This window comes from Sphingobium cloacae (genome assembly GCF_002355855.1).
Lineage (GTDB): Bacteria > Pseudomonadota > Alphaproteobacteria > Sphingomonadales > Sphingomonadaceae > Sphingobium > Sphingobium cloacae.
The window spans coordinates 2,793,456-2,818,498 of the sequence record NZ_AP017655.1; the positions used below are offsets into that span (position 1 = coordinate 2,793,456).

General features: G+C 65.5%; 31 protein-coding genes and 1 pseudogene. 30 read left to right on the top strand and 2 right to left on the bottom strand.

What is annotated here, in order from left to right:
* The first annotated feature begins 43 nt into the window (after window positions 1-43).
* Window positions 44-970, top strand: coding sequence for a DUF2493 domain-containing protein (locus tag SCLO_RS13775; RefSeq protein ID WP_096362147.1), 927 nt, complete (start codon window positions 44-46; stop codon window positions 968-970).
* A gap of 9 nt (window positions 971-979) precedes the next feature.
* Here the strand turns inward: SCLO_RS13775 and SCLO_RS13780 are convergent, their stop codons facing one another.
* On the bottom strand, window positions 980-1,300 hold the full coding sequence (locus SCLO_RS13780; RefSeq protein WP_066522464.1) for a hypothetical protein: 321 nt from the start codon (window positions 1,298-1,300) through the stop codon (window positions 980-982).
* 364 nt (window positions 1,301-1,664) lie between these two features.
* Here SCLO_RS13780 and SCLO_RS23410 point away from each other — a divergent pair, with 364 nt between their 5' ends.
* The 29 genes and pseudogenes from SCLO_RS23410 (at window position 1,665) to SCLO_RS13915 (ending at window position 24,093) form a co-directional block, all read left to right on the top strand.
* The gene (locus SCLO_RS23410; RefSeq protein WP_169800607.1) at window positions 1,665-1,832 is read left to right on the top strand and encodes a hypothetical protein; all 168 of its coding nucleotides are present in this window, start codon (window positions 1,665-1,667) and stop codon (window positions 1,830-1,832) included.
* Between the two features lie 84 nt (window positions 1,833-1,916).
* Entirely contained in the window at window positions 1,917-2,405 is a 489-nt protein-coding gene (locus SCLO_RS13785; RefSeq protein ID WP_456154405.1) for a hypothetical protein, read from the top strand.
* 574 nt (window positions 2,406-2,979) lie between these two features.
* Window positions 2,980-3,306 (top strand): DUF736 domain-containing protein, encoded by a 327-nt coding sequence (locus SCLO_RS13790; protein WP_096362148.1) that lies wholly within the window; start codon window positions 2,980-2,982, stop codon window positions 3,304-3,306.
* A 320-nt stretch (window positions 3,307-3,626) separates the two neighbouring features.
* Window positions 3,627-3,893: a helix-turn-helix domain-containing protein gene (locus tag SCLO_RS13795; protein ID WP_066520673.1), complete on the top strand. Its 267-nt coding sequence runs from the start codon at window positions 3,627-3,629 to the stop codon at window positions 3,891-3,893.
* Window positions 3,894-3,985: 92 nt separating this feature from the next.
* Window positions 3,986-4,246, top strand: coding sequence for a DNA -binding domain-containing protein (locus SCLO_RS13800; RefSeq protein WP_066520670.1), 261 nt, complete (start codon window positions 3,986-3,988; stop codon window positions 4,244-4,246).
* A gap of 126 nt (window positions 4,247-4,372) precedes the next feature.
* Window positions 4,373-4,684 (top strand): transcriptional regulator domain-containing protein, encoded by a 312-nt coding sequence (locus tag SCLO_RS24400; protein WP_083949178.1) that lies wholly within the window; start codon window positions 4,373-4,375, stop codon window positions 4,682-4,684.
* Window positions 4,593-5,135, top strand: a complete 543-nt coding sequence (locus tag SCLO_RS13805; protein ID WP_169800574.1) for a DUF2285 domain-containing protein — start codon at window positions 4,593-4,595, stop codon at window positions 5,133-5,135. The genes SCLO_RS24400 and SCLO_RS13805 overlap by 92 nt, the downstream gene beginning before the upstream one ends.
* Before the next feature lie 134 nt (window positions 5,136-5,269).
* Complete coding sequence (locus SCLO_RS13810; RefSeq protein WP_066520661.1) at window positions 5,270-5,551, top strand: helix-turn-helix transcriptional regulator; 282 nt, start codon at window positions 5,270-5,272, stop codon at window positions 5,549-5,551.
* Between the two features lie 17 nt (window positions 5,552-5,568).
* Window positions 5,569-6,384 (top strand): annotated as a pseudogene (locus SCLO_RS13815) (replication initiator protein A); the annotation flags it as partial.
* A gap of 338 nt (window positions 6,385-6,722) precedes the next feature.
* A complete protein-coding gene (parA, locus tag SCLO_RS13820) occupies window positions 6,723-7,376 on the top strand; it encodes a ParA family partition ATPase (protein WP_066520657.1) in 654 nt (217 codons plus the stop codon).
* Window positions 7,373-7,624: a hypothetical protein gene (locus SCLO_RS13825; RefSeq protein WP_066520654.1), complete on the top strand. Its 252-nt coding sequence runs from the start codon at window positions 7,373-7,375 to the stop codon at window positions 7,622-7,624. The genes parA and SCLO_RS13825 overlap by 4 nt, the downstream gene beginning before the upstream one ends.
* Window positions 7,621-8,142, top strand: a complete 522-nt coding sequence (locus SCLO_RS13830; RefSeq protein WP_066520653.1) for a DUF2840 domain-containing protein — start codon at window positions 7,621-7,623, stop codon at window positions 8,140-8,142. The genes SCLO_RS13825 and SCLO_RS13830 overlap by 4 nt, the downstream gene beginning before the upstream one ends.
* Window positions 8,139-8,684: a S26 family signal peptidase gene (locus SCLO_RS13835; protein ID WP_066520648.1), complete on the top strand. Its 546-nt coding sequence runs from the start codon at window positions 8,139-8,141 to the stop codon at window positions 8,682-8,684. Before SCLO_RS13830 ends, SCLO_RS13835 begins: the two co-directional genes overlap by 4 nt.
* 68 nt (window positions 8,685-8,752) lie before the next feature.
* Complete coding sequence (locus SCLO_RS13840; protein ID WP_066520646.1) at window positions 8,753-9,088, top strand: DUF736 domain-containing protein; 336 nt, start codon at window positions 8,753-8,755, stop codon at window positions 9,086-9,088.
* Between the two features lie 69 nt (window positions 9,089-9,157).
* A complete protein-coding gene (locus SCLO_RS13845; RefSeq protein ID WP_066520643.1) occupies window positions 9,158-9,868 on the top strand; it encodes a lytic transglycosylase domain-containing protein in 711 nt (236 codons plus the stop codon).
* Between the two features lie 246 nt (window positions 9,869-10,114).
* On the top strand, window positions 10,115-11,854 hold the full coding sequence (locus SCLO_RS13850; RefSeq protein ID WP_066520641.1) for a relaxase/mobilization nuclease domain-containing protein: 1,740 nt from the start codon (window positions 10,115-10,117) through the stop codon (window positions 11,852-11,854).
* 26 nt (window positions 11,855-11,880) lie between these two features.
* Window positions 11,881-13,866: a conjugal transfer protein TraG gene (locus SCLO_RS13855; RefSeq protein WP_066520638.1), complete on the top strand. Its 1,986-nt coding sequence runs from the start codon at window positions 11,881-11,883 to the stop codon at window positions 13,864-13,866.
* A gap of 4 nt (window positions 13,867-13,870) precedes the next feature.
* Entirely contained in the window at window positions 13,871-14,320 is a 450-nt protein-coding gene (locus SCLO_RS13860) for a CopG family transcriptional regulator (RefSeq protein WP_066520636.1), read from the top strand.
* Window positions 14,321-14,487: 167 nt separating this feature from the next.
* Window positions 14,488-15,471, top strand: coding sequence for a P-type conjugative transfer ATPase TrbB (gene trbB / locus SCLO_RS13865; protein ID WP_066520633.1), 984 nt, complete (start codon window positions 14,488-14,490; stop codon window positions 15,469-15,471).
* The gene (locus tag SCLO_RS13870) at window positions 15,468-15,800 is read left to right on the top strand and encodes a TrbC/VirB2 family protein (RefSeq protein ID WP_066520632.1); all 333 of its coding nucleotides are present in this window, start codon (window positions 15,468-15,470) and stop codon (window positions 15,798-15,800) included. Before trbB ends, SCLO_RS13870 begins: the two co-directional genes overlap by 4 nt.
* A complete protein-coding gene (locus tag SCLO_RS13875; RefSeq protein ID WP_066520631.1) occupies window positions 15,800-16,081 on the top strand; it encodes a VirB3 family type IV secretion system protein in 282 nt (93 codons plus the stop codon). Before SCLO_RS13870 ends, SCLO_RS13875 begins: the two co-directional genes overlap by 1 nt.
* A gap of 14 nt (window positions 16,082-16,095) precedes the next feature.
* On the top strand, window positions 16,096-18,546 hold the full coding sequence (gene trbE, locus SCLO_RS13880; RefSeq protein ID WP_066520626.1) for a conjugal transfer protein TrbE: 2,451 nt from the start codon (window positions 16,096-16,098) through the stop codon (window positions 18,544-18,546).
* Window positions 18,547-18,550: 4 nt separating this feature from the next.
* Complete coding sequence (trbJ, locus tag SCLO_RS13885) at window positions 18,551-19,348, top strand: P-type conjugative transfer protein TrbJ (protein WP_066520625.1); 798 nt, start codon at window positions 18,551-18,553, stop codon at window positions 19,346-19,348.
* A 10-nt stretch (window positions 19,349-19,358) separates the two neighbouring features.
* Window positions 19,359-19,643: a putative entry exclusion protein TrbK-alt gene (trbK-alt, locus tag SCLO_RS13890; protein ID WP_066520624.1), complete on the top strand. Its 285-nt coding sequence runs from the start codon at window positions 19,359-19,361 to the stop codon at window positions 19,641-19,643.
* A 3-nt stretch (window positions 19,644-19,646) separates the two neighbouring features.
* Complete coding sequence (gene trbL, locus SCLO_RS13895; RefSeq protein WP_066520622.1) at window positions 19,647-21,005, top strand: P-type conjugative transfer protein TrbL; 1,359 nt, start codon at window positions 19,647-19,649, stop codon at window positions 21,003-21,005.
* Entirely contained in the window at window positions 21,002-21,691 is a 690-nt protein-coding gene (trbF, locus tag SCLO_RS13900) for a conjugal transfer protein TrbF (RefSeq protein ID WP_066520620.1), read from the top strand. The genes trbL and trbF overlap by 4 nt, the downstream gene beginning before the upstream one ends.
* Complete coding sequence (gene trbG / locus SCLO_RS13905; protein WP_066520617.1) at window positions 21,688-22,668, top strand: P-type conjugative transfer protein TrbG; 981 nt, start codon at window positions 21,688-21,690, stop codon at window positions 22,666-22,668. Before trbF ends, trbG begins: the two co-directional genes overlap by 4 nt.
* Window positions 22,665-23,852 carry a TrbI/VirB10 family protein gene (locus tag SCLO_RS13910; RefSeq protein ID WP_066520611.1) on the top strand — a complete coding sequence of 396 codons (1,188 nt, stop codon included), beginning with the start codon at window positions 22,665-22,667 and terminating at the stop codon, window positions 23,850-23,852. The genes trbG and SCLO_RS13910 overlap by 4 nt, the downstream gene beginning before the upstream one ends.
* A 1-nt stretch (window position 23,853) precedes the next feature.
* On the top strand, window positions 23,854-24,093 hold the full coding sequence (locus SCLO_RS13915) for a DUF2274 domain-containing protein (protein ID WP_066520609.1): 240 nt from the start codon (window positions 23,854-23,856) through the stop codon (window positions 24,091-24,093).
* On the opposite strand, the gene SCLO_RS13920 is transcribed toward SCLO_RS13915, so the two are convergent.
* Window positions 24,088-24,981: a LysR family transcriptional regulator gene (locus SCLO_RS13920; protein ID WP_066520606.1), complete on the bottom strand. Its 894-nt coding sequence runs from the start codon at window positions 24,979-24,981 to the stop codon at window positions 24,088-24,090. The genes SCLO_RS13915 and SCLO_RS13920 overlap by 6 nt on opposite strands.
* Window positions 24,982-25,043: the final 62 nt, after the last annotated feature.

Here is a 25,043-nt window from a genome sequence, read left to right on the forward strand (position 1 = left end):
ATGAAGGCCGCGACGGTCGCGGTCCAATCCGACGGAGCATTCCATGAGCGAGCACGACGACTACGAACCGCACCACGAATCATCCCCGACCGACCAGCTGATCCAGGACTTGCAACTCCACGGCTATCGTCCTTCCGAAGACGAACTCGACCAACGCCCGCCACCGGAAGACCGCACCATCGAAGGCGCCGTCGCCGACATATTCGACGCCCTCGTCGCCACGATCACGGACACGAGCCTCGATTTCGATCTCCCCGATCTGCTCTGGTCGACCGTCAACATCTTCCACCGCGCGGTGGACCGGATCGAACAGAAGCTCGACGACAACGAGCAAGCGCAAAAGCAGCTTCAGCGCGAACAGGACGGCTCCGAGGTGAAATCCCTCCAGCTCGAGCGCCTCATCGACATCGGCATGAACCTGATCGACCGCCGCGACGGCATGGAAACCTTCCGCGAGGCTGCCGCCGAGCGCTATCGCGTCGCCACCGGCTCACCCTGGTCGCAACGCACCGGATCGCGGGTCAACCATCGCCACCTCACCGCGTCGCTGATCGACAGCCGCGATTTCCTCGCCGCCAGGAGGCGCGCAGATAGCGAGGTGCTCGTGCCAGCCGGGCCGAAGATCGCCTTCTCGGGTGGCGACACCGCCGACCATAAGCATATCTGGGCCAAGCTCGATCAGATCCATGCCAAGCACCCGGACATGGTGCTGTTGCACGGCGGCTCGCCGAAAGGCGCCGAAAAGATCGCTTCGCGCTGGGCCGATAGCCGCAAGGTGCCGCAGGTCGCCTTCAAGCCCGACTGGACCAGGCACGCCAAGGCGGCACCTTTCAAACGCAACGACCAGATGCTCAGCATCGTGCCGATCGGGGTCGTGATCTTCCCAGGTACGGGCATTCAGGATAATCTCGCCGACAAAGCCCGCAAGATGGGCATCCCGGTCTATCGGTTCGGCTCGGGCGGCGCGTAAGCGCCGCCGTCAACCCAAGAGTAGCTGAGGTTGCGTGCCCAGCACGATCCATTCGACGATGTTGCCGGCTCTGATAGTGAAACCACGATTGCGCAGGGCGTCGGCATCGGCATCGCTCAGCCGGCATTGCGTGCCATGGCTCGATGAACCGTCAATATTTACAACGCCGATCTCATCTCCTTTCCGCCCGTATACATGCGCATGGGTCTGCCCAACACCGTGAGTTGGCTGATCGATGCGAATGTTCTTATCGAAACGACCGTTAACCCATTTGCCTTCGTCCAGGCGTTCAAAGCGGTCATTGTCTTCGGACACAAGGATTTCGGTCAAAGTTGGAAGGTTCGCGAACTCACTGAATCTCAAAATTTTCCTCCAATTCGAACATTGAGTACTAACTACGTGACGCACCACTCAGAGAAAACTACCAACTCCAAGTCTGGAGAACCCACCGCAGGATGCTCCAGTTCGGAAGAGGCATACACCCATCCCGTAGGCCGTCTGCCCACCCCCGCTTCAAGACGCTGACCCTTTGGTTCTGCCGATGGCCTGACGCCATCAACCCGTAAAGGGTCGGACTACGCATGCGCGTGCCGCCGCTCCTGCTGCGCCTTGCGCGGTGATTGCGGCCAACGGCCGAACTCTTCGGGCGCCTGTCAGCGGGGGATGGACCTCCGCTCAAACAGGAGCCAGGTCGATGTCCTTCCAAACCGCTCACGCCTTCGCCTTCAGCCTCGCCACCACCCTGATGGCCGCCATTGTCATCTACCGCGCCGGCGACGGCACGCTCTCCGTCACCCCGGCTACCGAATATGACGGCGACGACGACGCCATCATCGGTGAAATCGACCCCTTCGCCTCATGAGGCGAACGGGGTCGCACGAACGGCGGACGCGGTGCGCTTGCGCTCCCCCGGCGACAGAATTTCTGCTAATCTCGCTGTCGCGCCATGGTGGTGGTGGAGGCGCATCCGTCTGACATTTGCGGAGACACCACCATGATCTTCATCGGCATTCTTCTCAGCATCGCCGCCATCGGCTTCCTTTGCTGGCTGCTGTTCACGCTTGCGGTATTCGCACTTCCGTTCTTCGCGGGCGTGACCGCAGGCACATGGGCCTATGGCACTGGCGCCGGATGGCTAGGCGCGATCCTTGTCGGTTTTGTCGCCGCAGGTCTTACCTTCGGCCTCGGCCAATTGCTGCTCGCGACCGTCCGTCCGACCTGGGCGCGGCTGCTCATCGCCGCGGCCTTCGTCGCCCCGGCTGTGGTCGCCGGTTTCCATGCCACTCATGGTATCGTGAAACACACCATGCCGTCGGAGACATGGCAGACCGCATTCTCGATCATCGGAGCCATCGCGGTCGGCATCGTGGCATTCGCCCGTATCACCGGAATGGCGGCGCCCAGCCCTGTGGCGGGGCATGTGTCCCACACCTAACCCCCGACACCCATTTGGAGCGGGATCAGGCGGCGCATGGCATTATCGCGCACGCCATCAGGCTAGCCCGATAGGAAGCGGAATTGCGGGACATCGGCTGTGCCCGCCTGTAGTGCAGCGGTGGAGCGCGCCGTAAGCGGCAGCGACGTCGTGGCCGGAGGAACCTCAGTGTCGAAGCGTTCCGTCAGGGCTAACGGAATGGCAAATGCGTAGCGCAGGCCTGTTCAAGGGATGTTTCCACCTGTGATCATTGATCGGGTCTCTGGGGCCAATGCGAGGGCCGCCACTGTCTCCGCCAACGATCCCGTCCAGCACCCGCTCCAAAACGGCCTCTTCAATGGCCTGATCTGGCCGAAGGTCAGCTTCGCCTCGAGCGCCTAAGCCACAACGGCTGGTCCCGACTTTCTTCCCCTGCCGGCTGCGCCGTCATTCCTCGCGAAACAACAAAATCGCGCCTGCGCCATCCTCCGCTCTCGCTGCGGTCGCAAGCGATGTGTCGGCGCTCGCCTCCGGCCGGTCGATCGCCATCGAGGCCGCAATGGTGCGGGCTCGAAACGGAAAACGGAGACTTACAATGGCGACCATCGGCACCTTCAAGAAGACCGGATCGAACGAATTCACCGGCGAAATCGTCACCCTCAGCGTCCAGGCCAAGGGCGTGCGCATCGTTCCCGACCTGCGCGCCAACGGCGAGAACGCCCCCAGCCACCGGGTCCTGGTCGGCCGCGCCGAGATTGGCGCAGCCTGGTCCAAGCGCTCCAACGAGGGCCGCGACTATCTGGGCCTCAAGCTCGACGATCCGAGCTTCAACGCTCCGATCTATGCCAACCTCTTCGACGACGACGATGGCGAAGGCTTCTCCCTCATCTGGTCCCGCCCCAACGGTCGCCGCAGCGACTGAGGCGGACACAGCAAGGCCCCGGCCGCAAGGCCGGGGCCGCCTTACGGTTCAAAGCGGATCGGCTGCCACTGGTGCGGTCCGCGGATAGGTGCGCCGCAACCGAATGCGAACGGTTCGGCTTTACTGGTGAAATCCGAAAAACCGGGCAGAAGAACCCTCGGCCTCACCAATAACATCAAGACAAATAGGCGAATCGACCGGTCAAGATCATCGCGATGCCGGTCCCGACTCGGGCCTATAAGCTAGCCGGAAGGGGCGAGGGCGACTAAAATAGTCGTAGTTCTGGAACGCGCGTGGGTTGCGATGGGAGGTGATCATGCATGATCACCGCCCGACAATCCCGGGCCGCACGCGCGTTGCTGGGTTGGACGCAGGAGACGCTCGCTGACAAGGCCCGCATATCGCTGACAGCACTCAAGCGCCTTGAATCCGAAAGCGGGCTCGAGGTATACGAGACAACACGCGATCAGGCACGCAGGGCCCTGGAAGCCGCCGGCATCGTTTTCCTGTCGACCGACCGAGGGCAAGGAGTGCTGCTGGTCGACGATCGCGGAAACAAGCCGAACCGATCCACCGTCGCGCACTGACCTCCCGCGTAATTGCCCATTGCATACGCTGCCGATGCGCTCGATCGAACTTGGTTAACGGGCAAGCTTCGTTTACCAATCGCGTTTGTACCATGACCAAAGCATTCGACGATATCGCTCCGTCCGGGCAGGAACTCACCGAGTACGACAGGTCGCATGTCAAACTCTACATGCGCTTGTTGGATGCGGCCGCTGACGGTGCGCATTGGGAAGAAGCCGTCCAGGTCCTGTTCGGCCTCGACCCCGCCAGCGAACCAGAGCGCTGCCAGCGCATCCATGATAGCCATCTCGCCCGCGCCCGCTGGATGACGCACACGGGTTATCAGCATCTCCTTCGGCAGGCCCACGGCTGACATGCTTGCAGCCCGTGTGATGCCCTTTCAACATCACGCGATGCCCCGCTTCAGGGTTCCGGCATCCACCCCATGCCACGAACAATGGGCATTCGACTTACGCGCACCACGCGGGGAGTTGATGCAATGAAGCCTGATACATCGGACTGGCGGAATGAGGGGGGCTACGACTTCCTCGATACTCTTGCGATCGAAGGACTCGCATGGGAATGCCTTCGCAGATCCCGCCTGTATCAGGACCATTACGCACGTCTGGCCGCCGCCAGCACCGAAACCTTGCCGCTGCCTCACGAAGCGCAGCAGCGCTGGGGGTTGCGATTTCGCCGCAAGACCCAGTCTTTCAGCGATGCAGCAGCAAGTGGTGTGGTCGCCATCAAACAATCCGGCCCTCATAGTGCTGACGCAGCGGCCAGACTTCCTGCCCCAGGCCGACAATAGTCTCGCCGATCGCTTCATTGCGGAGCGTGACGGCCCAGAAGGGGCCTACTCCGTTCTCCGCGAGCATGACCTCCAGATCCTTTTTCGCCCCGGCGTATCGCCCACTGATCAACTCGCGGCAGTCATACCAATCGATGACGACATCCTCGACCGCATCGATGCGCTTACCCGGTTGTCGCGAGCCTGGCTCGAACGCCCGCCCCTGCGCGACACACGCCTGACCGTCGACCAGCGCCGCCGTTTTCGTTTGAGGCTCCGCGCAGCCGATGGGCGCATGAACGGCGCCACCTATCGCGAGATCGCCATCGCAATTTACGGGGCGGCGCGCGTCGAAACCGACCCCTGGAAGACATCCCCGTTGCGCGACGCGGTGATCGGGTTCGTCGAGGCAGGCATGGCGCTCATCGGCGGCGGCTATCTGAAACTGCTCCGGCACCGCCGCCGCGCTTAGCCGGGTCGATGACTGGGGTGTGAAATTCAGCCACCCCAACTTCCCCATCCCACCCGCCGATGGTCCTCCGCCACCGTGGTCGCTGTCAGCCGCTGATCGCCAGCGGCCCCCAGCAACCTCACGGAGGCCCGCTCATGCGACCCGATACCGCCGCGCTCCCGCCACGCTACCTGCGGACCAAGGAAGCCGCCGAGTTTCTCAGCCTCTCGGCACGCACGCTCGAAAAGCACCGCACCTATGGCACCGGCCCGGCCTACCGCAAACTCGGCGGGCGGGTCGTCTATTCCGTCGACGACCTCGAAAGCTGGGCGGCGCGCGGCGCCGTCACCTCGACTTCCGATCCGCGCGGATCGGTCCTTCCCGCCAAACGCCACGCGCTGCCGATCGGCCAGATCGCCGGCCGCTACGCACGCTGAGCGCGCCGGTCCCCTGCATGGCGGCGCGTCGTGACCTTTCGGAGCGCGGGCAGCTCGATCTGTTTCGCGCGCTCCCTGGCGACTTCGCGCCGCGAGACGCGCAGGATCTGATGGCCTATCCCTTTTTCTCCCTCTCCAAATCCCGTCGCATCGCTCCGATCGATTTTGCCGCCGGCAACGTCACGATCCGGGTCGAAGCCGTGCCCGATCACGGCATGGCCACGATCTGGGACGCGGACATCCTGATCTGGGCGGCCAGTCAGATCGTCGAAGCGCGCGATGCCGGTCTTCGCACCTCGCGCCTGATGGCAGCGACGCCCTATGAAATCCTCAACTACGTTGGTCGCGGCACGTCCTTGCGCGACTATCAACGCCTCAAGGCGGCGCTGGACCGCCTGCAATCCACCACGGTGTCGACATCCATCCGGCAACCGGTCGAGGGTCGCCGCCATCGCTTCTCCTGGATCAACGAGTGGCAGGAGCGCACCAATCGTCAAGGGCGGCCTGACGGCATCGAACTGATCGTCCCGGACTGGTTCTACAAGGCCGTTCTCGATGACGCTCTCATCCTCACCATCGACCCGGCCTATTTTGATCTCACCGGCGGCCTCGATCGCTGGCTCTACCGCCTCGTGCGCAAACATGGCGGCCGTCAGCGCGCCGGCTGGCGTTTCGACCTGCGCCATCTCCATCTCAAATCCGGCAGCCTGTCGCCGTTCAAGCGCTTCGCCTTCGAGCTACGCGACATCGTGCGGCGCCAGCCGCTGCCCGGCTACCGCCTCTCTCTCGAGGTGGAGATTGGTGGGCGCACGCTGCTCGCCTTCGAGCCGCTCGCAGCCTGTGGAAAAGCTGTGGACGGCCTCGTGCTATCGGGAACCCGGACTATCGTGCCATCAGGAACCCGAGGCTCGTGCCATCGGGAACCCAAGTCAGCCATAAGCTCTGGAAAACACAGGTGGAATCGCACCCTTAACTTAGAGTCTAACCCAGAATCTAACTTTGAAGAGCGCGCGCGCGATGTGGGAAACCTTATCCGCACCGCCGCGAACAACCTCCGCGCCAACGGCAAAACGCCAGCTCGCGGCACCTCCGCCACCCAGCCAGGCCGGCAGGAAGGCGAACCGCTTGCTACCGATCCGCGTCCGTTCGGGAACCGGCCCGGAGGTGCGCGATGATCGTCGCGCTGCTCAATCAGAAAGGCGGTGTCGGCAAGACGACGCTGGCGCTCAACCTCGCTGGCGAACTCGCCGGACGCGGCAAGCGCGTCACCCTGATCGATGCGGACCCGCAAGGCTCCGCGCTCGACTGGTCCGAGCAGCGCAGCCGTTGCGGCCTGCCGCGCCGCTTCGGCGTCGTCGGCCTGGCCCGTGACACGCTCCACCGCGAAGCGCCGGAACTGGCGAAGAGCGTCGATAACATCATCATCGACGGCCCGCCGCGCGTCGCGGGCCTGATGCGCTCGGCGCTCCTCGCCGCCGACCTCGTGCTGATCCCCGTGCAGCCGTCACCGCTCGATGGCTGGGCGTCGGCGGAGATGCTGGTGCTTCTGGGCGAGGCGCGCATCTACCGCCCCGAGCTTGTCGCCCGCTTCGTGCTGAACCGCTGCGACGCGCGCACCATCCTTGCCCGCGAGACGGCCGAGATGCTGGCGGAGCACGACCCGCCGCTCCTCGCCGCCACCATCGGCCAGCGTGTCGCCTTTGCCGCCGCGGCGCAGACGGGCCGTCTGGTCGCCGAACGCGACGATGCGACATTGGCCGCGCGCGAAATCGCGGCGCTCGCCGACGAACTGCTGCGTCTTCCCATCGGCAGGAGCGCTCCATGACCGAGCGATCCACCCGTCGCGGCTTCGCAGCGCGCCCTGCCGATCCCGATCGATGGATCAAGGGTGCCGACACCGCGCCGCACACGATCGATGCAAGCGCGTTCACCGCCCGGCTAACCATCGACGTGACACCCGAGTTGCGCGGCAGGATCAAGATCGCCGCCTTCGGTCGCGGCGTCACCGTCGCCGACATGCTGCGCGCGATGCTCGCGCGCGAGTTCCCGCCAACCGAAGGAGATTCCTCATGACCGGCATCGCGGCTCCCCACGCGAGCGGCGGCGCGATGCCGTCAGCACGTCCTCGCGACGACTTGACCCATGTCGAGCTGACATGGGTCGAGCAAAAGATCGAATACTGGATCAGGTTCGGCCGTGAGGCGCACGAACAGATCATCGACCGCCGGCGGCGTGTCGTCTCGTTCCTGCCCAATACCGTATTCGCCTTCGTCCGATGGACGGCCAACGACTTCGGAACGGTCAGTTCTCACATCGACATCGTGCGCGCGATCGAGCCGGGCGAACCGCACCAGACGCTGCCTTTCGTGCGCCCGGGCGGTGAAATCCTGCTGAAGATCGAAGGCTGGCCGAAGGTCGAAAGCGTCCTCCGGCATATCGATGGCATCGAGGCGATCGGGATCGACGCGGACACGGCTGCGCCGGACCATTGGCGTCATGTCCACAACCGCCTGGCGGCAGGTCATCAACCTCAGACCTACACGCCCGCGCAGCATCGCGCCTTCCTGCTGCGCACCAGGGTCATGCTGTGAAGCGGCCCGGCCTCATCCTCACGATGGCGCTCGCCACGATGGGCGTTGCGTATCCGGCGCTCACGCCGATGCCGATCAAGCTCCTATGGAACGCATCGGCCAGCGCGCCGGTCGGCCTCTACATGATCGACTCCGACGGCCCATTCGAAGTCACCGACCTCGTCGCCGTCGATGCGCCCGAGCCGCTCGCCGCCTTCCTCGCCGAACGCGGCTATCTGCCCAAAGGCGTACCGCTATTGAAGCACATCCTCGGCGCCGCCGGGCAGACGGTTTGCCGCGCGAACCTCACCATCACCGTCGATGGCGTCGAGATGGGTGAAGCGCGGGAACGTGATCGCGCGGGCCGCGACCTGCCCGTCTGGCAGGGCTGCCGCCGCATTCCGACCGGCGAAGTCTTCCTCATGAACTGGCAGGTCCCCGACAGCCTCGATGGCCGCTACTTCGGCCTGACCTCCACCAAGCAGATCATCGGCCGCGCGGCCCCGCTGTGGACCGACGAGGAAGGCAACGACCGCTTCGAATGGGGCGCGCCGACGCGGTGAGCGCGCGACCAGCGGCATTCCCACCGCCGCCGATTTCATCACCGCAGCACAATCGACAGGAGTCTCGCATGACACAGATCGGAGAGTTCACGAAGCTGAAGACTGGCTATGACGGGCGCATTCGCACCCTCAGCCTCGACATCGCGGTCGCCATCGTAGCGGCCGAGCCGAGCGATACCGAGAATGCGCCGGACTATCGCGTTCATGCCGAGGGCGAGGACGGCCCGGAAATCGGTGCTGGCTGGAAACGCTCCAGCGACAAGGCCGGCGCGTTCGTCTCGATCCAGCTCGACGATCCCACACTCCCGCAGCCGATCCGCGCCAACCTCTTCCAGAACGGTGACGACAAAACGTCCTGGTCGCTGCACTGGTCGCGCCCGCGCGATCGCGCCGAGAAGGACTGATCGATGTCTGCTCGCCGATCATCGACGAGCCGGCAGAGTGCGCCCGGGCGGCCTCGATCCGCCCGGCGCATGGCTCTCCTTCTCCTTTCCGGCCTGATCGTCGCCACCAGCGCGGCCGGCACCGCTGTCGCGCAGAGCTCACCCGCCCCGAGCACGACATCAGCCGAACCGCACGCCGCCTTCGTCGCGGAAGCTTCGCGGCGCTTCGGCATTCCCGAACTCTGGATCGGCACCGTCAAACGCGCCGAAAGCGCGGGTGATGTTCGGGCCATATCATCGGCCGGGGCGATGGGACTGATGCAGATCATGCCCGACACCTGGGCGGATTTGCGCACCCGCTATGGCCTCGGTCGTGACCCCTACGATCCGCGCGACAATATCCTCGCAGGCACCGCCTATCTGCGCGAAATGTTCGACCGTTACGGCAATGTCCCGGCGATGCTGGGGGCCTATAATGCCGGTCCTGCCCGCTACGATGCCTATCTGCGAACAGGCCGCGCACTGCCTGCCGAAACGCGCGCCTACATCGCATTCCTCGCTCCGCAACTCGGCGCGGCATCGCCATCCGGCCCACCGTCCGTCACGCCGCCACCCGCGCCAGATTGGCGTGAGGCCCCGCTGTTCGTCGTGCGGTCCATTGACGCGCGTTCCGTCGTTTCACGACCGGGTAACGCACATACGGACGATCGCCGGCCCCCGGTCACGGCGCGCGCATCCGATCCAGCCGAACCGCTGGACACGCCCCTCGTCGTCGCTCGCTCCGACCCGGGAACACCGTGATGAGCCCGTCCGGCAACCGTCGCAGCCTGTCGCACCCTCGCGTAACATGGAGGGCGCAAGGGAGAGAGGCAGGCACAACAACCGAACGATGGCAGGATAAAAGGGCGCACATTGTGCGGCGGTCGGGCGGTTGTTTTTGCAGGAATTTCTGGCGCGCCGCGCACATTGTCATGCTATTGGGCAATGTGCGCCACAGGCCCAGTGCATTGTCTTTACGCACTTTTTTGCACATTGCGGGCTCGCCTCATGGCCGATGACCATGAGTTCCGCGTTCGGCCTGGGCGCATCCGCTCGACCCGCGCCCAGTCGGCCCGGCCCTTCATTGCCCAGGCCCTCGCCGCAGCGAAGAAAGCGGGCGGCGGCATCTCGCGTTCCGGGCGCATCGTCTCCGCCAATCGCTCCCGCTTCGGCCGTGGCCAGCGCGCCAGCATCCAGGCGAACCGCTTCATCACCGCGCGCACGCGCGGCGCGGTCATCAAGGCCCGCGTCGTTCGGCATAGCGCCCGCGCAGCCCCCCTCGGCACCCATCTCGACTATCTCCGCCGCGACGGCGTCACCCGTGACGGAGAAAAGGCGCGGCTGTTCGGATCGGGGAACGAGGATGCTGACGGCCGGGTCTTCGCCGAACGGTGCGAGGAGGACCGCCATCACTTCCGTTTCATCGTCTCGCCCGACGACGCTGCGGAGATGTCGGACCTGAAGTCCTTCGCCCGCGATCTGGTCGGCCAAATGGAGAAGGATCTGGACACGCAGCTCGACTGGGTCGGGGTCGATCACTGGAACACCGCTCATCCGCACGTCCACCTGATCGTGCGCGGCGTCCGCGACGACGGCCAGGATCTCGTGATCTCCCGCGACTACATCAAGGAAGGGATGCGCGACCGGGCGCGCGACCTCATCACGCGGGAACTGGGACCGCGCAGCGATCTCGACATCCGCCGGACCCTCGAAAGCCAGATCGGGGCAGAACGCTGGACGCAGCTCGACCGGCAGCTTGTCCGCGATGCTGGAAAATCGGGCGTCATTGATCTTGCCCCGGACGCCGACCGCCAGCCCGACGAGTTCCATGCACTGAAAGTCGGGCGGCTGCGCAGGCTGGAGGTGCTCGGCGTCGCCGAACAGGTCGGCCCAGGGCAATGGATCATCAAGTCCGAGGCCGAGACGGTGCTGCGCGAACTTGGGCTACGCGGTGACATCATCAAGCGCATGCACCGCGCATTGGTCGAGCACGGCATCGAGCGCGGATCAACGAACTATGTCCTGGCCGGCGAAAGTCTCGACGTGCCGGTCATCGGCCGACTGGTCGCGCGCGGCCTCGACGACGAGCTGAAGGGGACGGCCTACGCCATCGTCGACGGCGTCGACGGCAGGACGCATCACATCAGGCTGCCGCATCTCGACGCCGCCGGTGACAGCCGAGCGGGATCAATCGTCGAACTGCGCGCCTATGAGGATACGCGCGGTGATCGCCGCGTCGCGATCGCCATCCGATCCGACCTCGATCTCAAGCAGCAGGTAAGCGCGATCGGCGCGACGTGGCTCGACCGGCAGGCCATCGCCCGCGAGCCGGTCGCCATGTCGGAGGGGGGATTCGGTGCCGAGGTCCGGGAGGCGATGCAGCGCCGCGCCGACCATCTGGTTGGCGAAGGTCTTGCCGATCGCCAGGGGCAGCGCATCACCTTCGCCCGCAATCTGATCGACACGCTCCGCCGCCGCGAACTGGACGCCGTGGCCGACAAACTCAGCTCCGAAACCGGCCAGCCGTTCAAGCCAGCGGGAAACGGCGAATATGTCGCCGGCGCCTATCGCCAGCGCCTTGCGCTCGCATCCGGCCGCTTCGCCATGATCGATGACGGCCTCGGTTTCCAGCTCGTGCCCTGGTCGCCGTCCCTCGACAAGCATCTCGGCAAACACGTCTCCGGCGTCGCACGCGCCGACGGCGGCGTCGACTGGAGCTTCGGTCGCAAGCGCGGCCTCGGCCTCTAACCACCCAACAAGAAAGGAACGCTGCGATGTCCGCGACCAAAATCCTCTGGGGGCAGATTACCGTCGTCTTTCTGATCATCCTGATCACCACCTGGGCGGCAACCCAATATGTCGCGTGGAGCCTTGGCTTCCAGGCTCAGCTCGGTTCGCCCTGGTTCGTTCTGGCGGGGGTGCCGATCTACTATCCGCCTGCGCTCTTCTGGTGGTGGTACTTCTACGAAGCCTACGCCCCGGACATCTTCGCCGAGGGCGGGATGATCGCGGCATCGGGCGGCTTCATCGCCATAGCCGTCGCGATCGGCATGTCGGTCTGGCGCGCTCGCGAGGCGAAGAACGCCGAGACCTACGGCTCGGCGCGGTGGGCCGAGAAGGGAGAAGTGAAGGCGGCCGGGCTGCTCGGCGCTGACGGGGTGGTGCTGGGCCGCTACGAACGCGCATACCTCCGCCACGATGGGCCGGAGCATGTGCTGTGCTTTGCACCGACACGATCGGGCAAGGGCGTCGGTCTGGTCGTGCCCTCTCTCCTGACCTGGCCAGGCTCGGCCATCGTCCACGACATCAAGGGAGAGAACTGGCAGCTTACCGCAGGCTTTCGCGCCCGGCATGGCCGCGTCCTGCTGTTCGATCCGACCAATCCGAAATCCTCGGCCTACAATCCCTTGCTCGAGGTGCGCCGCGGCGAATGGGAGGTCCGCGACGTCCAGAATATCGCCGACATCCTCGTCGATCCCGAGGGCAGCCTCGAAAAGCGCAATCACTGGGAAAAAACCAGCCACGCTCTGCTGGTCGGCGCGATCCTGCACGTCCTCTACGCCGAGGACGACAAGACGCTCGCCGGCGTCGCGGCCTTCCTCTCCGATCCGAAGCGGCCGATCGAGTCGACCCTCGCGGCGATGATGAAGACCAGCCATCTCGGCGACGCGGGGCCGCACCCTGTCATCGCCAGCGCTGCGCGCGAACTCCTCAACAAGTCGGACAACGAGCGCTCCGGTGTGCTCAGCACCGCCATGTCATTTCTCGGCCTCTACCGCGATCCCGTCGTCGCCGAGGTGACGCGGCGCTGCGACTGGCGGATCACCGATATGGTGGGTGGCAAGCGCCCGGCCACACTCTACCTTGTCGTCCCGCCGTCCGACATCAACCGCACCAAGCCACTGATCCGCTTGATCCTCAACCAGGTCGGGCGGCGCCTGACCGAGGATCTACAGGCCAAGGCCGGGCGTCATCGGCTGCTGCTCATGCTCGACGAATTTCCCGCGCTCGGCCGGCTCGACTTCTTCGAATCCGCCCTGGCCTTCATGGCGGGCTACGGCCTCAAGGGTTTCCTGATCGCCCAGTCGCTGAACCAGATCGAGAAGGCCTACGGGCCGAACAACTCCATCCTCGACAACTGCCATGTGCGCGTTTCCTTCGCCACCAACGACGAACGCACCGCCAAACGCGTTTCCGATGCACTCGGCACCGCCACCGAAATGAAGGCGATGAAGAACTATGCCGGCCACCGGCTCTCGCCCTGGCTCGGCCACCTGATGGTATCGCGCTCGGAAACCGCGCGTCAGCTCCTGACCCCGGGCGAAATCATGCAGCTTCCACCCACCGATGAGATCGTCATGGTCGCCGGCACGCCGCCCATTCGTGCAAAGAAGGCGCGCTACTACGAAGACATCCGCTTCAAGGAGCGCATCCTGCCACCCCCCAAACTGGAACGACCCGCCGAAGGTCGGCCAGACGATTGGAGCAAGCTGCCGACGCCAGCGCGCCCCGAGGCGAGCGATGCTGCGGCCCCACCGATCGGCCCCGATGACGATCCGACCGAGTCCGAGCGGCGTCACCAGCCCGAACTCAACCGGGTGACGCCCATCGAGAAGAAGACGCCGATCGACAATGAGTTCGAGATCGAACTGCCCGACGATACCCAAGACGAAGCAACCCGCAATCAGCGGCTGACCCGCGTCATGCGGGGCGTCGCTCGCCAGGTTTCGCTCGATCCCAACGACGGCATGGAGCTGTAGTGCCATGACCGGACGCAAGAAGAAGGCGCAGATCTCGGTCTATCTCGATCCCGATGTCATGGCGATGCTCTCGGACTTCGCCGCGCGCCGCGAGCAATCGCTCTCCCTGATAGCCGAAGCCGCCATCGCCTCCTTTCTGTCGCCGGACGACGCGCAGCGGCGGGAGGCGGTGGTCGCCAAACGGCTCGACCAGATCGATCGCCGCCTGACGCGCATCGAGCGCGATGTCGGCATCAGTGTCGAAGCCATGGCCGTGTTCGTCCGGTTCTGGCTGACGACGACGCCGGCGCTTCCCGAACCTGCCGCTCAGGCGGCGCGGGCAATGGCCGGAAAGCGCTATGAGGCTTTCATCACCGCGCTCGGACGCCGTTTGGCGCAGGGGCCGAAGTTCAGACAGGAGATCGTCGAAGATGTCGGCGAGGCGCCGGCGGGCGAGGAGAAGGCCGCTTCATAGAAGCTGGTCTCGCCGGATCAAGATCAGCGCGCCGCCGCCGTTCTCCTGTATTTGCACGCTACACCACTACGACGAGCGATACTTGTTGAACTGGCCTGATTCAGGGCTCTTTTAATCGTCCCCGATCCGGGGACCGCCTTTTCGGCCCCGCGAGAAAGTGGGGCGAGATGACCACGATCAACCAGAAACCGGAGGCATTCGCACGCGGGGCGCGTATGCTGCGCACCGCACTCGGGTCGACCATCGCCCATCTGCTCGAAGATCCCGCCGTCGTCGAGATCATGCTGAACCCGGATGGGCGCCTGTGGGTGGACCGGCTGTCCGAGGGGCTCTCCGATACAGGAGAGCGGATGTCGGCCGCCGATGGCGAACGCATCGTGCGTCTGGTCGCCCACCATGTCGGGGTCGAGGTGCATCCGCGCAGTCCGCGTGTCTCCGCCGAGCTGCCGGAAACCGGCGAGCGCTTCGAAGGCTTGCTGCCACCCGTCGTCGCCGCACCCGCCTTCGCGATCCGCAAGCCGGCCGTCGCGGTTTTCACGCTCGAGGCATATGTCGCCGCGGGCATCATGTCCGCCGACCAGGCCGCGATTCTCCGCAGCGCCGTCGCCTCACGCGCCAACATCCTCGTCGCCGGCGGAACGTCGACAGGCAAGACCACGCTCACCAACGCGCTCCTCGCCGAGGTGGCGAAGTCTACGGATCGGGTCGTCATCATCGAGGATACGCGCGAACTTCAATGCGCCGCGCCCAACCTCGTCGCCATGCGGACGAAAGATGGCGTCGCAACACTCTCCGAACTGGTCCGCTCCTCACTGCGCCTGCGCCCCGATCGCATCCCCATCGGCGAGGTGCGCGGCGCCGAGGCGCTCGATCTCCTCAAGGCCTGGGGCACCGGCCACCCTGGCGGCATCGGCACCATCCATGCCGGCACCGGCATCGGGGCGCTGCGCCGCCTCGAACAACTCATCCAGGAAGCCGTCGTCACGGTCCCGCGCGCGCTGATCGCGGAGACCATCGACCTCGTCGCTGTCCTCTCCGGCCGCGGCTCCGCGCGCCGCCTTGCCGAACTTACCCGCGTCGAAGGGCTCGGCCCCGACGGCGACTACAGCATCCGTCCGGCCACCCCCAACCCAACAGGAGACCTGTCATGATCCGCACTCTCTCGCGCGGCTGTCGCACTATGGCCAACGCGGCCGCCGCCGTTTCCCTGAGCCTGATGTTCACCTCGGCCGCGCATGCCTCCGGCTCCTCGATGCCGTGGGAAGCGCCGCTCCAGTCGATCCTGGAATCGATCGAAGGCCCGGTCGCCAAGATCATCGCCGTCATCATCATCATCGTTACCGGGCTGACGCTCGCCTTCGGCGACACGTCCGGCGGCTTCCGCAGGCTCGTCCAGATCGTCTTCGGCCTGTCGATCGCCTTTGCCGCCAGTTCGTTCTTCCTGTCGTTCTTCTCGTTCGGCGGCGGAGCGCTCGTCTGATGACCGCGACGCTCGAACAGCTTGGCGAAGTGCCGGGCTTCACCGTCCCGGTTCACAGGGCGCTGACCGAGCACATCCTGCTCGGCGGCGCACCGCGTGCGCTGGCCATCATGAACGGCACGCTCGCCGGCGCGATCGGCCTTGGCCTGCGCCTCTGGCTGGTCGGTCTGGCGATCTGGGCCATCGGCCATATCGCAGCGGTGTGGGCAGCCAAGCGTGATCCGCTCTTCGTCGAAGTCGGCCGCCGCCATCTGCGCATCCCCGCTCACCTGTCCGTCTGAGGAGGTGCGCTGCTATGATGAACCTTGCCGAATATCGCCGCACGGCAACCCGCCTCGCGGACTTTTTGCCTTGGGTCGCGCTCGTCGCCGAAGGGGTCGTCCTCAACAAGGATGGTTCGTTCCAGCGGACGGCGCGTTTCCGTGGCCCAGATCTCGACTCGGCGGTCGCGGCCGAACTGGTCGCTGTCGCCGGGCGGCTCAACAACGCCTTCCGCCGTCTCGGGTCGGGCTGGGCCATCTTCGTCGAAGCGCAGCGCCACGAGGCGTCGACCTACCCCTCGGACCGGTTTCCCGACGCCGCCTCCGCGCTCCTCGATGCCGAGCGCAAGGCCGATTTCGAGGAGGCCGGCGCGCATTATGTCTCCGGCTATTTCCTTACGCTCACCTATCTGCCGCCGGCCGAGGATGCCGCGCGCACCGAATCCTGGCTCTACGAGGGGCGCGAACGCACCGGCATCGATCCGAACGAAACCCTCAAGGTCTTCGTTGACCGGACCGATCGGGTGCTGGCGCTGTTCGACGGCTTCATGCCCGAATGCGCCTGGCTCGATAGCGGCGAGACGCTGACCTATCTCCACTCGACGGTATCGACCAAACGGCATCGCGTTCGGGTGCCGGAAACCCCGGTCTATCTCGACGCACTCCTGGCCGATCAGCCGCTGACAGGAGGCCTCGAACCCCGCCTCGGCGCCGCTAACTTGCGCATTCTCACCATCGTCGGCTTCCCGACCGCGACCACGCCTGGCATTCTCGATGATCTCAATCGGCTGGCCTTTCCCTATCGCTGGTCGACGCGCGCGATCCTGCTCGACAAGACCGACGCCACCAAGCTGCTGACCAAGATCCGCCGCCAGTGGTTCGCGAAGCGCAAAAGCATCGCCGCAATCCTCAAGGAGGTGATGACCAACGAGGCGTCCGCGCTGGTCGACACCGACGCCGCCAACAAGGCGGCGGACGCGGACCTCGCGCTTCAGGAACTCGGCGCCGACTACGCCGGCCAGACCTATGTAACCGCCACGATCACGGTCTGGGACGATGATCCGCGTATCGCGGACGAGAAACTTCGTCTCGTCGAGAAGGTCGTCCAGGGCCGCGACTTCACCGCGATGACCGAAACCATCAACGCCGTCGATGCCTGGCTGGGTTCATTGCCGGGCCACGTCTATGCCAACGTGCGCCAGCCCCCCATCTCGACGCTGAATCTCGCCCACATGATCCCGCTGTCAGCGGTGTGGGCGGGGCCGGAACGGGACGAGCATTTCGGGTCGCCCCCCTTGCTGTTCGGCAAGACCGAGGGCTCGACCCCGTTCCGGTTGTCCCTGCACGTCGGCGACGTCGGTCATACCCTGGTGGTCGGCCCGACGGGCGCCGGCAAATCTGTTCTGCTCGCCGTTATGGCGTTGCAGTTCCGGCGCTATGAAGGCTCCCAGGTCTTCGCTTTCGATTTCGGCGGTTCGATCCGCGCTGCCGCGCTCGCCATGGGCGGCGACTGGCACGATCTCGGCGGCGACCTGACAGACGGCGCGGCGTCCTCGGTCTCACTGCAACCGCTCGCCCGTGTCCACGATACCTCCGAACGCGCATGGGCGGCCGACTGGATCGCCGCCATCCTGATCCGCGAGGGCATCGCCATCACGCCTGACGTGAAGGAGCATCTCTGGTCGGCACTTTCCTCGCTGGCCTCGGCGCCCGTCGAAGAACGCACCATCACCGGTTTCACGGTCCTGCTCCAATCCAACGACCTGAAGCAGGCGTTGCGGCCCTACTGCGTCGGCGGCCCCTACGGACGGCTGCTCGACGCCGAAACCGAGCATCTCGGATCGGCGTCGGTCCAGGCGTTCGAGATTGAGGGGCTGGTCGGGACCGGCTCGGCGCCAGCCGTGCTCGCCTACCTGTTCCACCGGATCGGTGACCGGCTCGATGGCGCCCCGACCTTGCTCGTCATCGACGAGGGCTGGCTCGCGCTCGACGACGACGCCTTCGCCGGGCAATTGCGCGAATGGCTGAAAACGCTGCGCAAGAAGAACGCCAGCGTCATCTTCGCCACGCAATCGCTGTCCGACATCGACAACAGCAGCATCGCGCCCGCCATCATCGAGAGCTGCCCGACACGGCTGCTGCTGCCAAACGAGCGGGCGATCGAGCCGCAGATTACGGAGATCTATCGCCGGTTTGGGCTCAACGACCGACAGATCGAGATCCTCGCCCGCGCGACACCGAAGCGCGACTACTACTGCCAGAGCCGCAAGGGCAATCGCCTCTTCGAGCTGGGCCTGTCGGAAGTCGGCCTCGCACTCGTCGCGGCATCCGCCAAGACCGACCAATCCGCGATCGCGCGCACCCTCGCTGAACATGGCCGCGAGGGCTTCCTCGCCGCGTGGCTGCGCCAGCGCGGCGCTGAATGGGCCGCGGACCTCATCCCCGACCTGACGAACCTCATCCCCCCGCAGCCCGAGAAGGAGTAATCACATGAAGGCCACCCAAGGTTCACGGCCCAAAGGCTCACGCCAGCGCGCATTGCCGTTCGCGGCATTGCTGTTTGCGATGCCGATCGCCGTCTCGCCGATCCTGACGGCGCCGGCGCATGCGCAGTTCGGCTTTGGCGGCATCGTCTATGATCCGACCAACTATGCGCAAAATGTCCTGACGGCGGCGCGCTCGCTCGAGCAGATCAACAACCAGATCCGCTCGCTACAGAACGAGGCGCAGGGCCTCATCAACCAGGCCAGGAATCTGGCGAACCTGCCCTATTCGGCACTCCAGCAGATTCAGCAGAACGTCCAGCGCACCCAGCAGCTCCTCCAGCAGGCGCAGAACATCGCCTTCGACGTCCAGACCGTCGATCGAATGTTCCAGCAACAATATGGCCGCGTCTCCCTCTCGGCGAGCGACACCAAGCTCGTGACCGATGCCCGCACGCGCTGGCAGAACACCGTGGGCGGTTTGCAGGACGCCATGCGCGTCCAGGCGGGCGTCGTTACCAATATCGACGCCAACCGCGCCGAAATGTCGGCGCTCGTCTCCCAGAGCCAGGGCGCGCAAGGCGCGTTGCAGGCGACCCAGGCCGGCAATCAGCTTCTCGCGTTGCAATCGCAGCAGCTCTCCGACCTGATCGCACTGATCTCGGCAAATGGCCGCGCCGCCGCACTGACGGAAGCGGACCGTGCGACGGCCGCCGACCAGGGCCGGGAACAACGTCGCCGCTTCCTCACACCCGGTTCGGGCTATCAGCCGGGCAACGCACAGATGTTCGGCAACGACAACTGAGGGCTCGGCCATGGATGGCAAGATGTTGGCCCGGCTCGGTGCGGTGGTCTTCGTATCGCTCGCGATCACGGCGACGGCAATCGAGATGACCCGGACGGAAACGCCCCCGGACAGGGAGCCCGCCCGTGCTGCCGAATCCGCGCGCGATCCGCTCCGCGAGGACCAACGCCGGTGCCAGCAGCTTGGCCAGGCCGCGGCCAGTGATGCGCATTGCATGCGTATCTGGGCCGAAAGCCGCGACCGCTTTCTCGGCCGCGCCCCGGCATCCGCCAAACAGCCGTCGGAAGGTCAGTGAGCCATGGGCGGCGCAGGCGTCATCGACAATTTCCTGGGGGTCTTCACCTCCTACATCAATAGCGGGTTCGGGCTGCTCGGCGGCGACGTCGCGTTCATCGCCACGACGCTCATCGTCATCGACGTGACGCTCGCCGCCCTGTTCTGGAGCTGGGGCGCGGATGACGACATCATCGCCCGACTGGTCAAGAAGACGATGTTCGTCGGCGTCTTCGCCTATCTGATCGGCAACTGGAACAACCTCGCCAGGATCGTCTTCGACTCGTTCGCCGGGCTGGGCCTCAAAGCCTCCGGCACGGGCTTTACCGCACAGGATCTGATGCGTCCCGGCAAGGTCGCGCAAACCGGGCTCGACGCTGCGCGTCCCCTGCTCGAATCCATCTCCGATCTGATGGGATGGGTCGCCTTCTTCGAGAACTTCATCCAGATCGCCTGCCTGCTTTTTGCCTGGGCGCTGGTGCTGCTCGCCTTCTTCATCCTGGCCATCCAGCTCTTCGTCACCCTGATCGAATTCAAACTGACGACGCTCGCCGGCTTCGTGCTCATCCCGTTCGGACTGTTCGGAAAGACCGCCTTCATGGCCGAGCGCGTGCTCGGCAATGTCGTCTCTTCGGGCATCAAGGTGCTGGTTCTCGCCGTCATCATCGGCATCGGCTCGACCCTCTTCAGCCAGTTCACCGCAGGGTTCGGCGGCGCGACGCCCACCGTCGACGACGCCATGGCGATCGTGCTTGCGGCCCTTTCGCTGCTCGGACTTGGTATCTTCGGCCCCGGAATCGCAGCCGGTCTCGTCAGCGGCGGGCCTCAGCTCGGCGCGGGCGCGGCCGTCGGCACCGGCCTTGCGGTAGGCGGCGCAGCACTCGCCGCCGGTGGCGCCACTGGCCTTGCCCTGAAGGGCGGAGCGGCTGCGATGTCCGGGGGTGCGGCCGCTGTGCGCGGTGGTGCGGCTGCCGCAGGGGGCGCCGCCTCCGCCTACAGTCTCGGCTCTCTCGGTCAGTCCGGCGTCGCGGGCGTCGCATCCGGTCTCGGCGGTGTCGCCCGCGCGGCGGGAGCGGCCACCGTGTCACCGCTGAAACGCGCGGCTTCGCGCGCTGCCGAGAGCGTCAAATCCAGCTTCTCCGCAGGCGCCAAGGCCGGCTTCGGCGCAACGGGCGGTTCCTCGACCATGGATGCGATTGCCGGTTCGCAGACCGCGGGCCAGTCCGCAACCACGCCCCGCGAAGGGCCGCCCGACTGGGCCAAGCGCATGAAGCGGAGCCAGTCCCTCGGCCACGGGACCACGCTTGCGGCCCACGCCGTCCGTTCCGGCGACAGCCATGGCGGCGGTTCCTCCGTCAACCTTTCCGAAAGTGACCGCTCATGAGCCTCTTCAAGCGACCCGCTGCCCACTATGGGAAATCTCCTGAACCCCAAACGCCCTATCAAAGGGCGGCCCAGGTATGGGACGAGCGTATCGGTTCGGCCCGCGTCCAGGCCAGGAACTGGCGCATCATGGCGTTCGGTTCGCTGTTCCTGTCTGCTGGCTTTGCTGCCGCACTCGTCTGGCAATCGGCGCGCGGGACCGTCGTGCCCTGGGTGGTCCAGGTCGATCGCCTCGGGCAGGCGCAATCGGTGGCGCCGGCGACGGCTGACTATCGGCCGACCGACCCGCAGATCGCCTGGCATCTCGCCCGCTTCATCGAGCAGGTGCGCTCGATTCCGGCCGACCCCATCATCGTGCGCCAGAACTGGCTGCGCGCCTATGAATGGACGACAGACCGTGGCGCGGCGTCTCTCAATGACTATGCCCGGGCCAACGATCCCTTCACCAAGGTCGGCCGCCAGCAGATCGCGGTCGAGGTTTCCAGCGTCCTGCGCGCCTCGCCTGATTCCTTCCGCGTGGCCTGGATCGAAAAGCGTTACGAGAACGGCCAGCTAGCCGGTTCCGAACGCTGGACCGCGATCCTCACCATCGTCATCCAGACGCCTCGCGACGCCGAACGGCTGCGCGCGAACCCGCTCGGGATCTATGTCAACGCCATCTCCTGGTCGCGGGAGATGGCCCAATGAGCATGTCTATCCGCAGGTCCGGCCCGCCGGCTTTCCGCAAAGCCACCTTGGCGATGGTGCTGATTTCCGCAACGACGTTGGCGGGATGCGCGACGTTCAAGCCTCCCACCATCAGTTACGACAACGATGTGCCGCCCTTGCCGGCCGTACCGGCACCCGTCGCGGAACAACCGCCACGTCCACTCCATACGCCGCCCGCCTGGACCGTCGCGCATGGCGGAACCGCCGCGGGCACGCCGATCGGTCGGGTCGGGAACGCCAATGCCGCCGCGCGCGTCGAGCCCCGGCGCGAAGGCTACTACAATTCCATCCAGATCTACCCCTGGAGCGAAGGAGCGCTCTATCAGGTGTATGCGTCGCCCGGACAGGTCACCAACATCGCGCTCGAGCCCGGTGAAAGCCTGACAGGCGCGGGTCCGATCGCCGCCGGTGATACCGCCCGCTGGATCATCGGCGACACCGAGAGCGGGTCCGGGCTCGCACGCCGCGTCCATATTCTCGTCAAACCGACGCGCCCCGACATCACGACGAACTTGGTCATCACGACGGATCGGCGCATCTACATGCTCGAACTGCGGGCGGGCCAGAACCCCTATATGCCGGCGGTCGCCTGGGCCTATCCCGCGCCCCCAGCGTCGCAGCGCGCCAGCATGCCGGCAACGCCGATCATTCCTGCGGCCGCAGCGCGTCACTACCGATACGGCATTGCCGGCGACACACCCCCCTGGCGGCCAATCACGGCCTATGATGATGGCAGGCGTGTCTATGTCGAGTTTCCGCGCGGCATCGCTCAGGGCGAGATGCCGCCGATCTTCGTGCTCGGCTCCGATGGCGAGCCGCAGATCGTCAACAGCCGTGTCCACCAGAACATCCTGATCGTCGACCGCATCTTCGGCGCCGCCGAGCTGCGTCTCGGCAGTGGCGATCGCCAGCAGACGGTCAGGATCGTGCGAACCGATGGGAAGCCCGCATCATGAGCGACACTGACAACGACAGCGCAGAACAGGAACATCCGACGACTCCTGCTGCCGATGCAGCCGCTCCCATGCGGCTGCGCGCCGAACCGCCGCGCGTGACCCGCCTGTCGCGCAAAGTTCTCGCGAGCATCGGCCTCGTCGTCAGCCTCAGCATCGGCGGCGCGCTCGTCTACGCACTCCAGACCCGCGATACCGGCAAAGCCAGCGAAGAACTCTATTCGACCGACAATCGCGCGACGGCCGATGGCCTGGCTGGCTTGCCGCGCGACTATACCGGGCCAGTCCTGGGTCCGGCGCTGCCCGGAGATCTCGGTCGGCCGATCCTCAATGCGCAGAACCGCGGCCAGCCCGTCATGCCGCCCGCCATGGCGACGCCCCAGGCCGATCCCGAGGAGCAGCGTCGTTTGGCCGAACTCGAAGCCGCTCGCACCAGTCGCGTCTTCTTCCAGAGCGGCCCCGGCTCCACGCCGGCAATGCCGGCGAGCATGGGCGTCGGTCCGCTCGCCGGCCTGGCGCAGGGGCAGCAACCGGGCGCACCCAGCGCGCAGGATCGCCAGCTCGCCTTCCTGGGCGCCCCCGTTGACCGACGCACGGCGGCGGCCGATCGCGTCATGGCGCCAGCATCACCCTATATTCTCCAGGCGGGCGCAGTCATTTCGGCCGCGCTCATCACCGGCATCCGCTCCGACCTGCCGGGCCAGATCACCGCGCAGGTGACGGAGAGCATCTATGACAGCCCGACTGGCCGCATCCTCGTCGTTCCCCAGGGCACGCGGATCATCGGCGAGTACAGCAACGATGTCGGCTACGGGCAACGCCGCGTCCTGCTCGTGTGGAGCCGCCTGATTTTCCCGAATGGCCGCTCGATCGTGCTGGAACGCCAGCCTGGCGCCGATCCGATAGGCCATGCGGGTCTGGAGGATGGCGTGGACTATCACTGGTGGGATCTCGCCAAGGCCGCCGGTCTCTCCACGCTGCTATCGGTCGGCGCGGAACTCGCCGTCGATGACGACGACCGGCTTTTGCGCGCCATCCGCAATGGCGGACAGGACACCATCAATGACGCCGGCCAGCAAATCATCCGCCGCCAGCTCCAGGTCGCGCCGACCCTGACCATTCGGCCGGGCTTTCCTGTCCGCGTCGTCGTCACCCGCGATCTCATCCTCGAACCCTACGGAGGCTGACATGACGAAATTGAAGCTCGGTCCAATCATGGCGGAAAAGCCCGTCAAGGCCGCACTGGAGCTGCCGGCCTCGCTTCACCGCGATCTCACCGCCTATGCCGAGGTGCTGGGCCGGCAGACCGGCCAGCCTGTACGCGATCCCGTCCAACTGATCGTGCCGATGCTGGAGCGCTTCATCGCCACCGATCGCGGGTTCGCCAAGGCTCGCCGGGCGAAACCCATGGGCGATGCCGGTTCATAAATCCACGCCCTGACGCCACGCCATCGTCTTCGCCATGCTGACGAAGCGCCTGAGCGCCGGGTTGTCATTCTCTGGCGACCAAACGCCGTTGAAGGGAAGAACCTCGCCAATGATCGGCCGATAGCAGATGCCCGGCACATGGGCTGCTGTTGCAGCCTCGCTCATGACTGTGAGCCCGCTGCCGATCGCGACGAGCGTCAACAAATTGTCGCGCCCGACAAACTGCGCATGAATCTTCGGATGGTGGCCTAGATCGGCGACCCGCTGCACCAGATAGTCATGGATTTCCTGGCCCGGCGGCACATCGCTGACGATGAAGGTCTCGTGCGCGAGATCCTGCCAATTCACTTCCTCCTTCACGGCGAGAGCATGTGTCTCCGGCAGCACCACGAAAACACGCTCCGACCAGAGGTAGGTGGTCTCGCATCGGGGCCACTCCAGCGTCCCTGTGAGAAAGGCGATGTCCAAGCGAAACTGCCGGATCGCGGCGACATGCTCCGCGGGATTGCCGTCGGCAACCTCGACATGGATACTGGGGTGCTCTGCCGCGAAGGTCCGGAGAAGATCCTGGAGGAAACCCGATGCCAGGGACGAGAAGATTCCCACGCGCAATTGACCTTCCGCGCCACGTCCTACCGCGTCCACGATCTCCGCGCCTTCATTGATGTATCGAAGAACCTTTTGCGCTTTCGACAAAAGCCGCTGTCCAGCAACGGTCAGGCATACACCGCCACTGTGACGGTGAAACAGGGCCGAGCCAAGCCCGTCTTCCATGTCGCGAATCCGGCGGCTGATGGTGGACTCCTGTACGCCCAGAGCCGCGCCCGCCTTGCGGAAACTCCCATGCTCGGAAGCCGCCACGAAATAGCGCAGATGTCGAAAGTTCATACTCACACCTGGAAATCGTCCGGGCAGCCCCCTTATCCCGAATGCTTGACTGAGACGCTGGG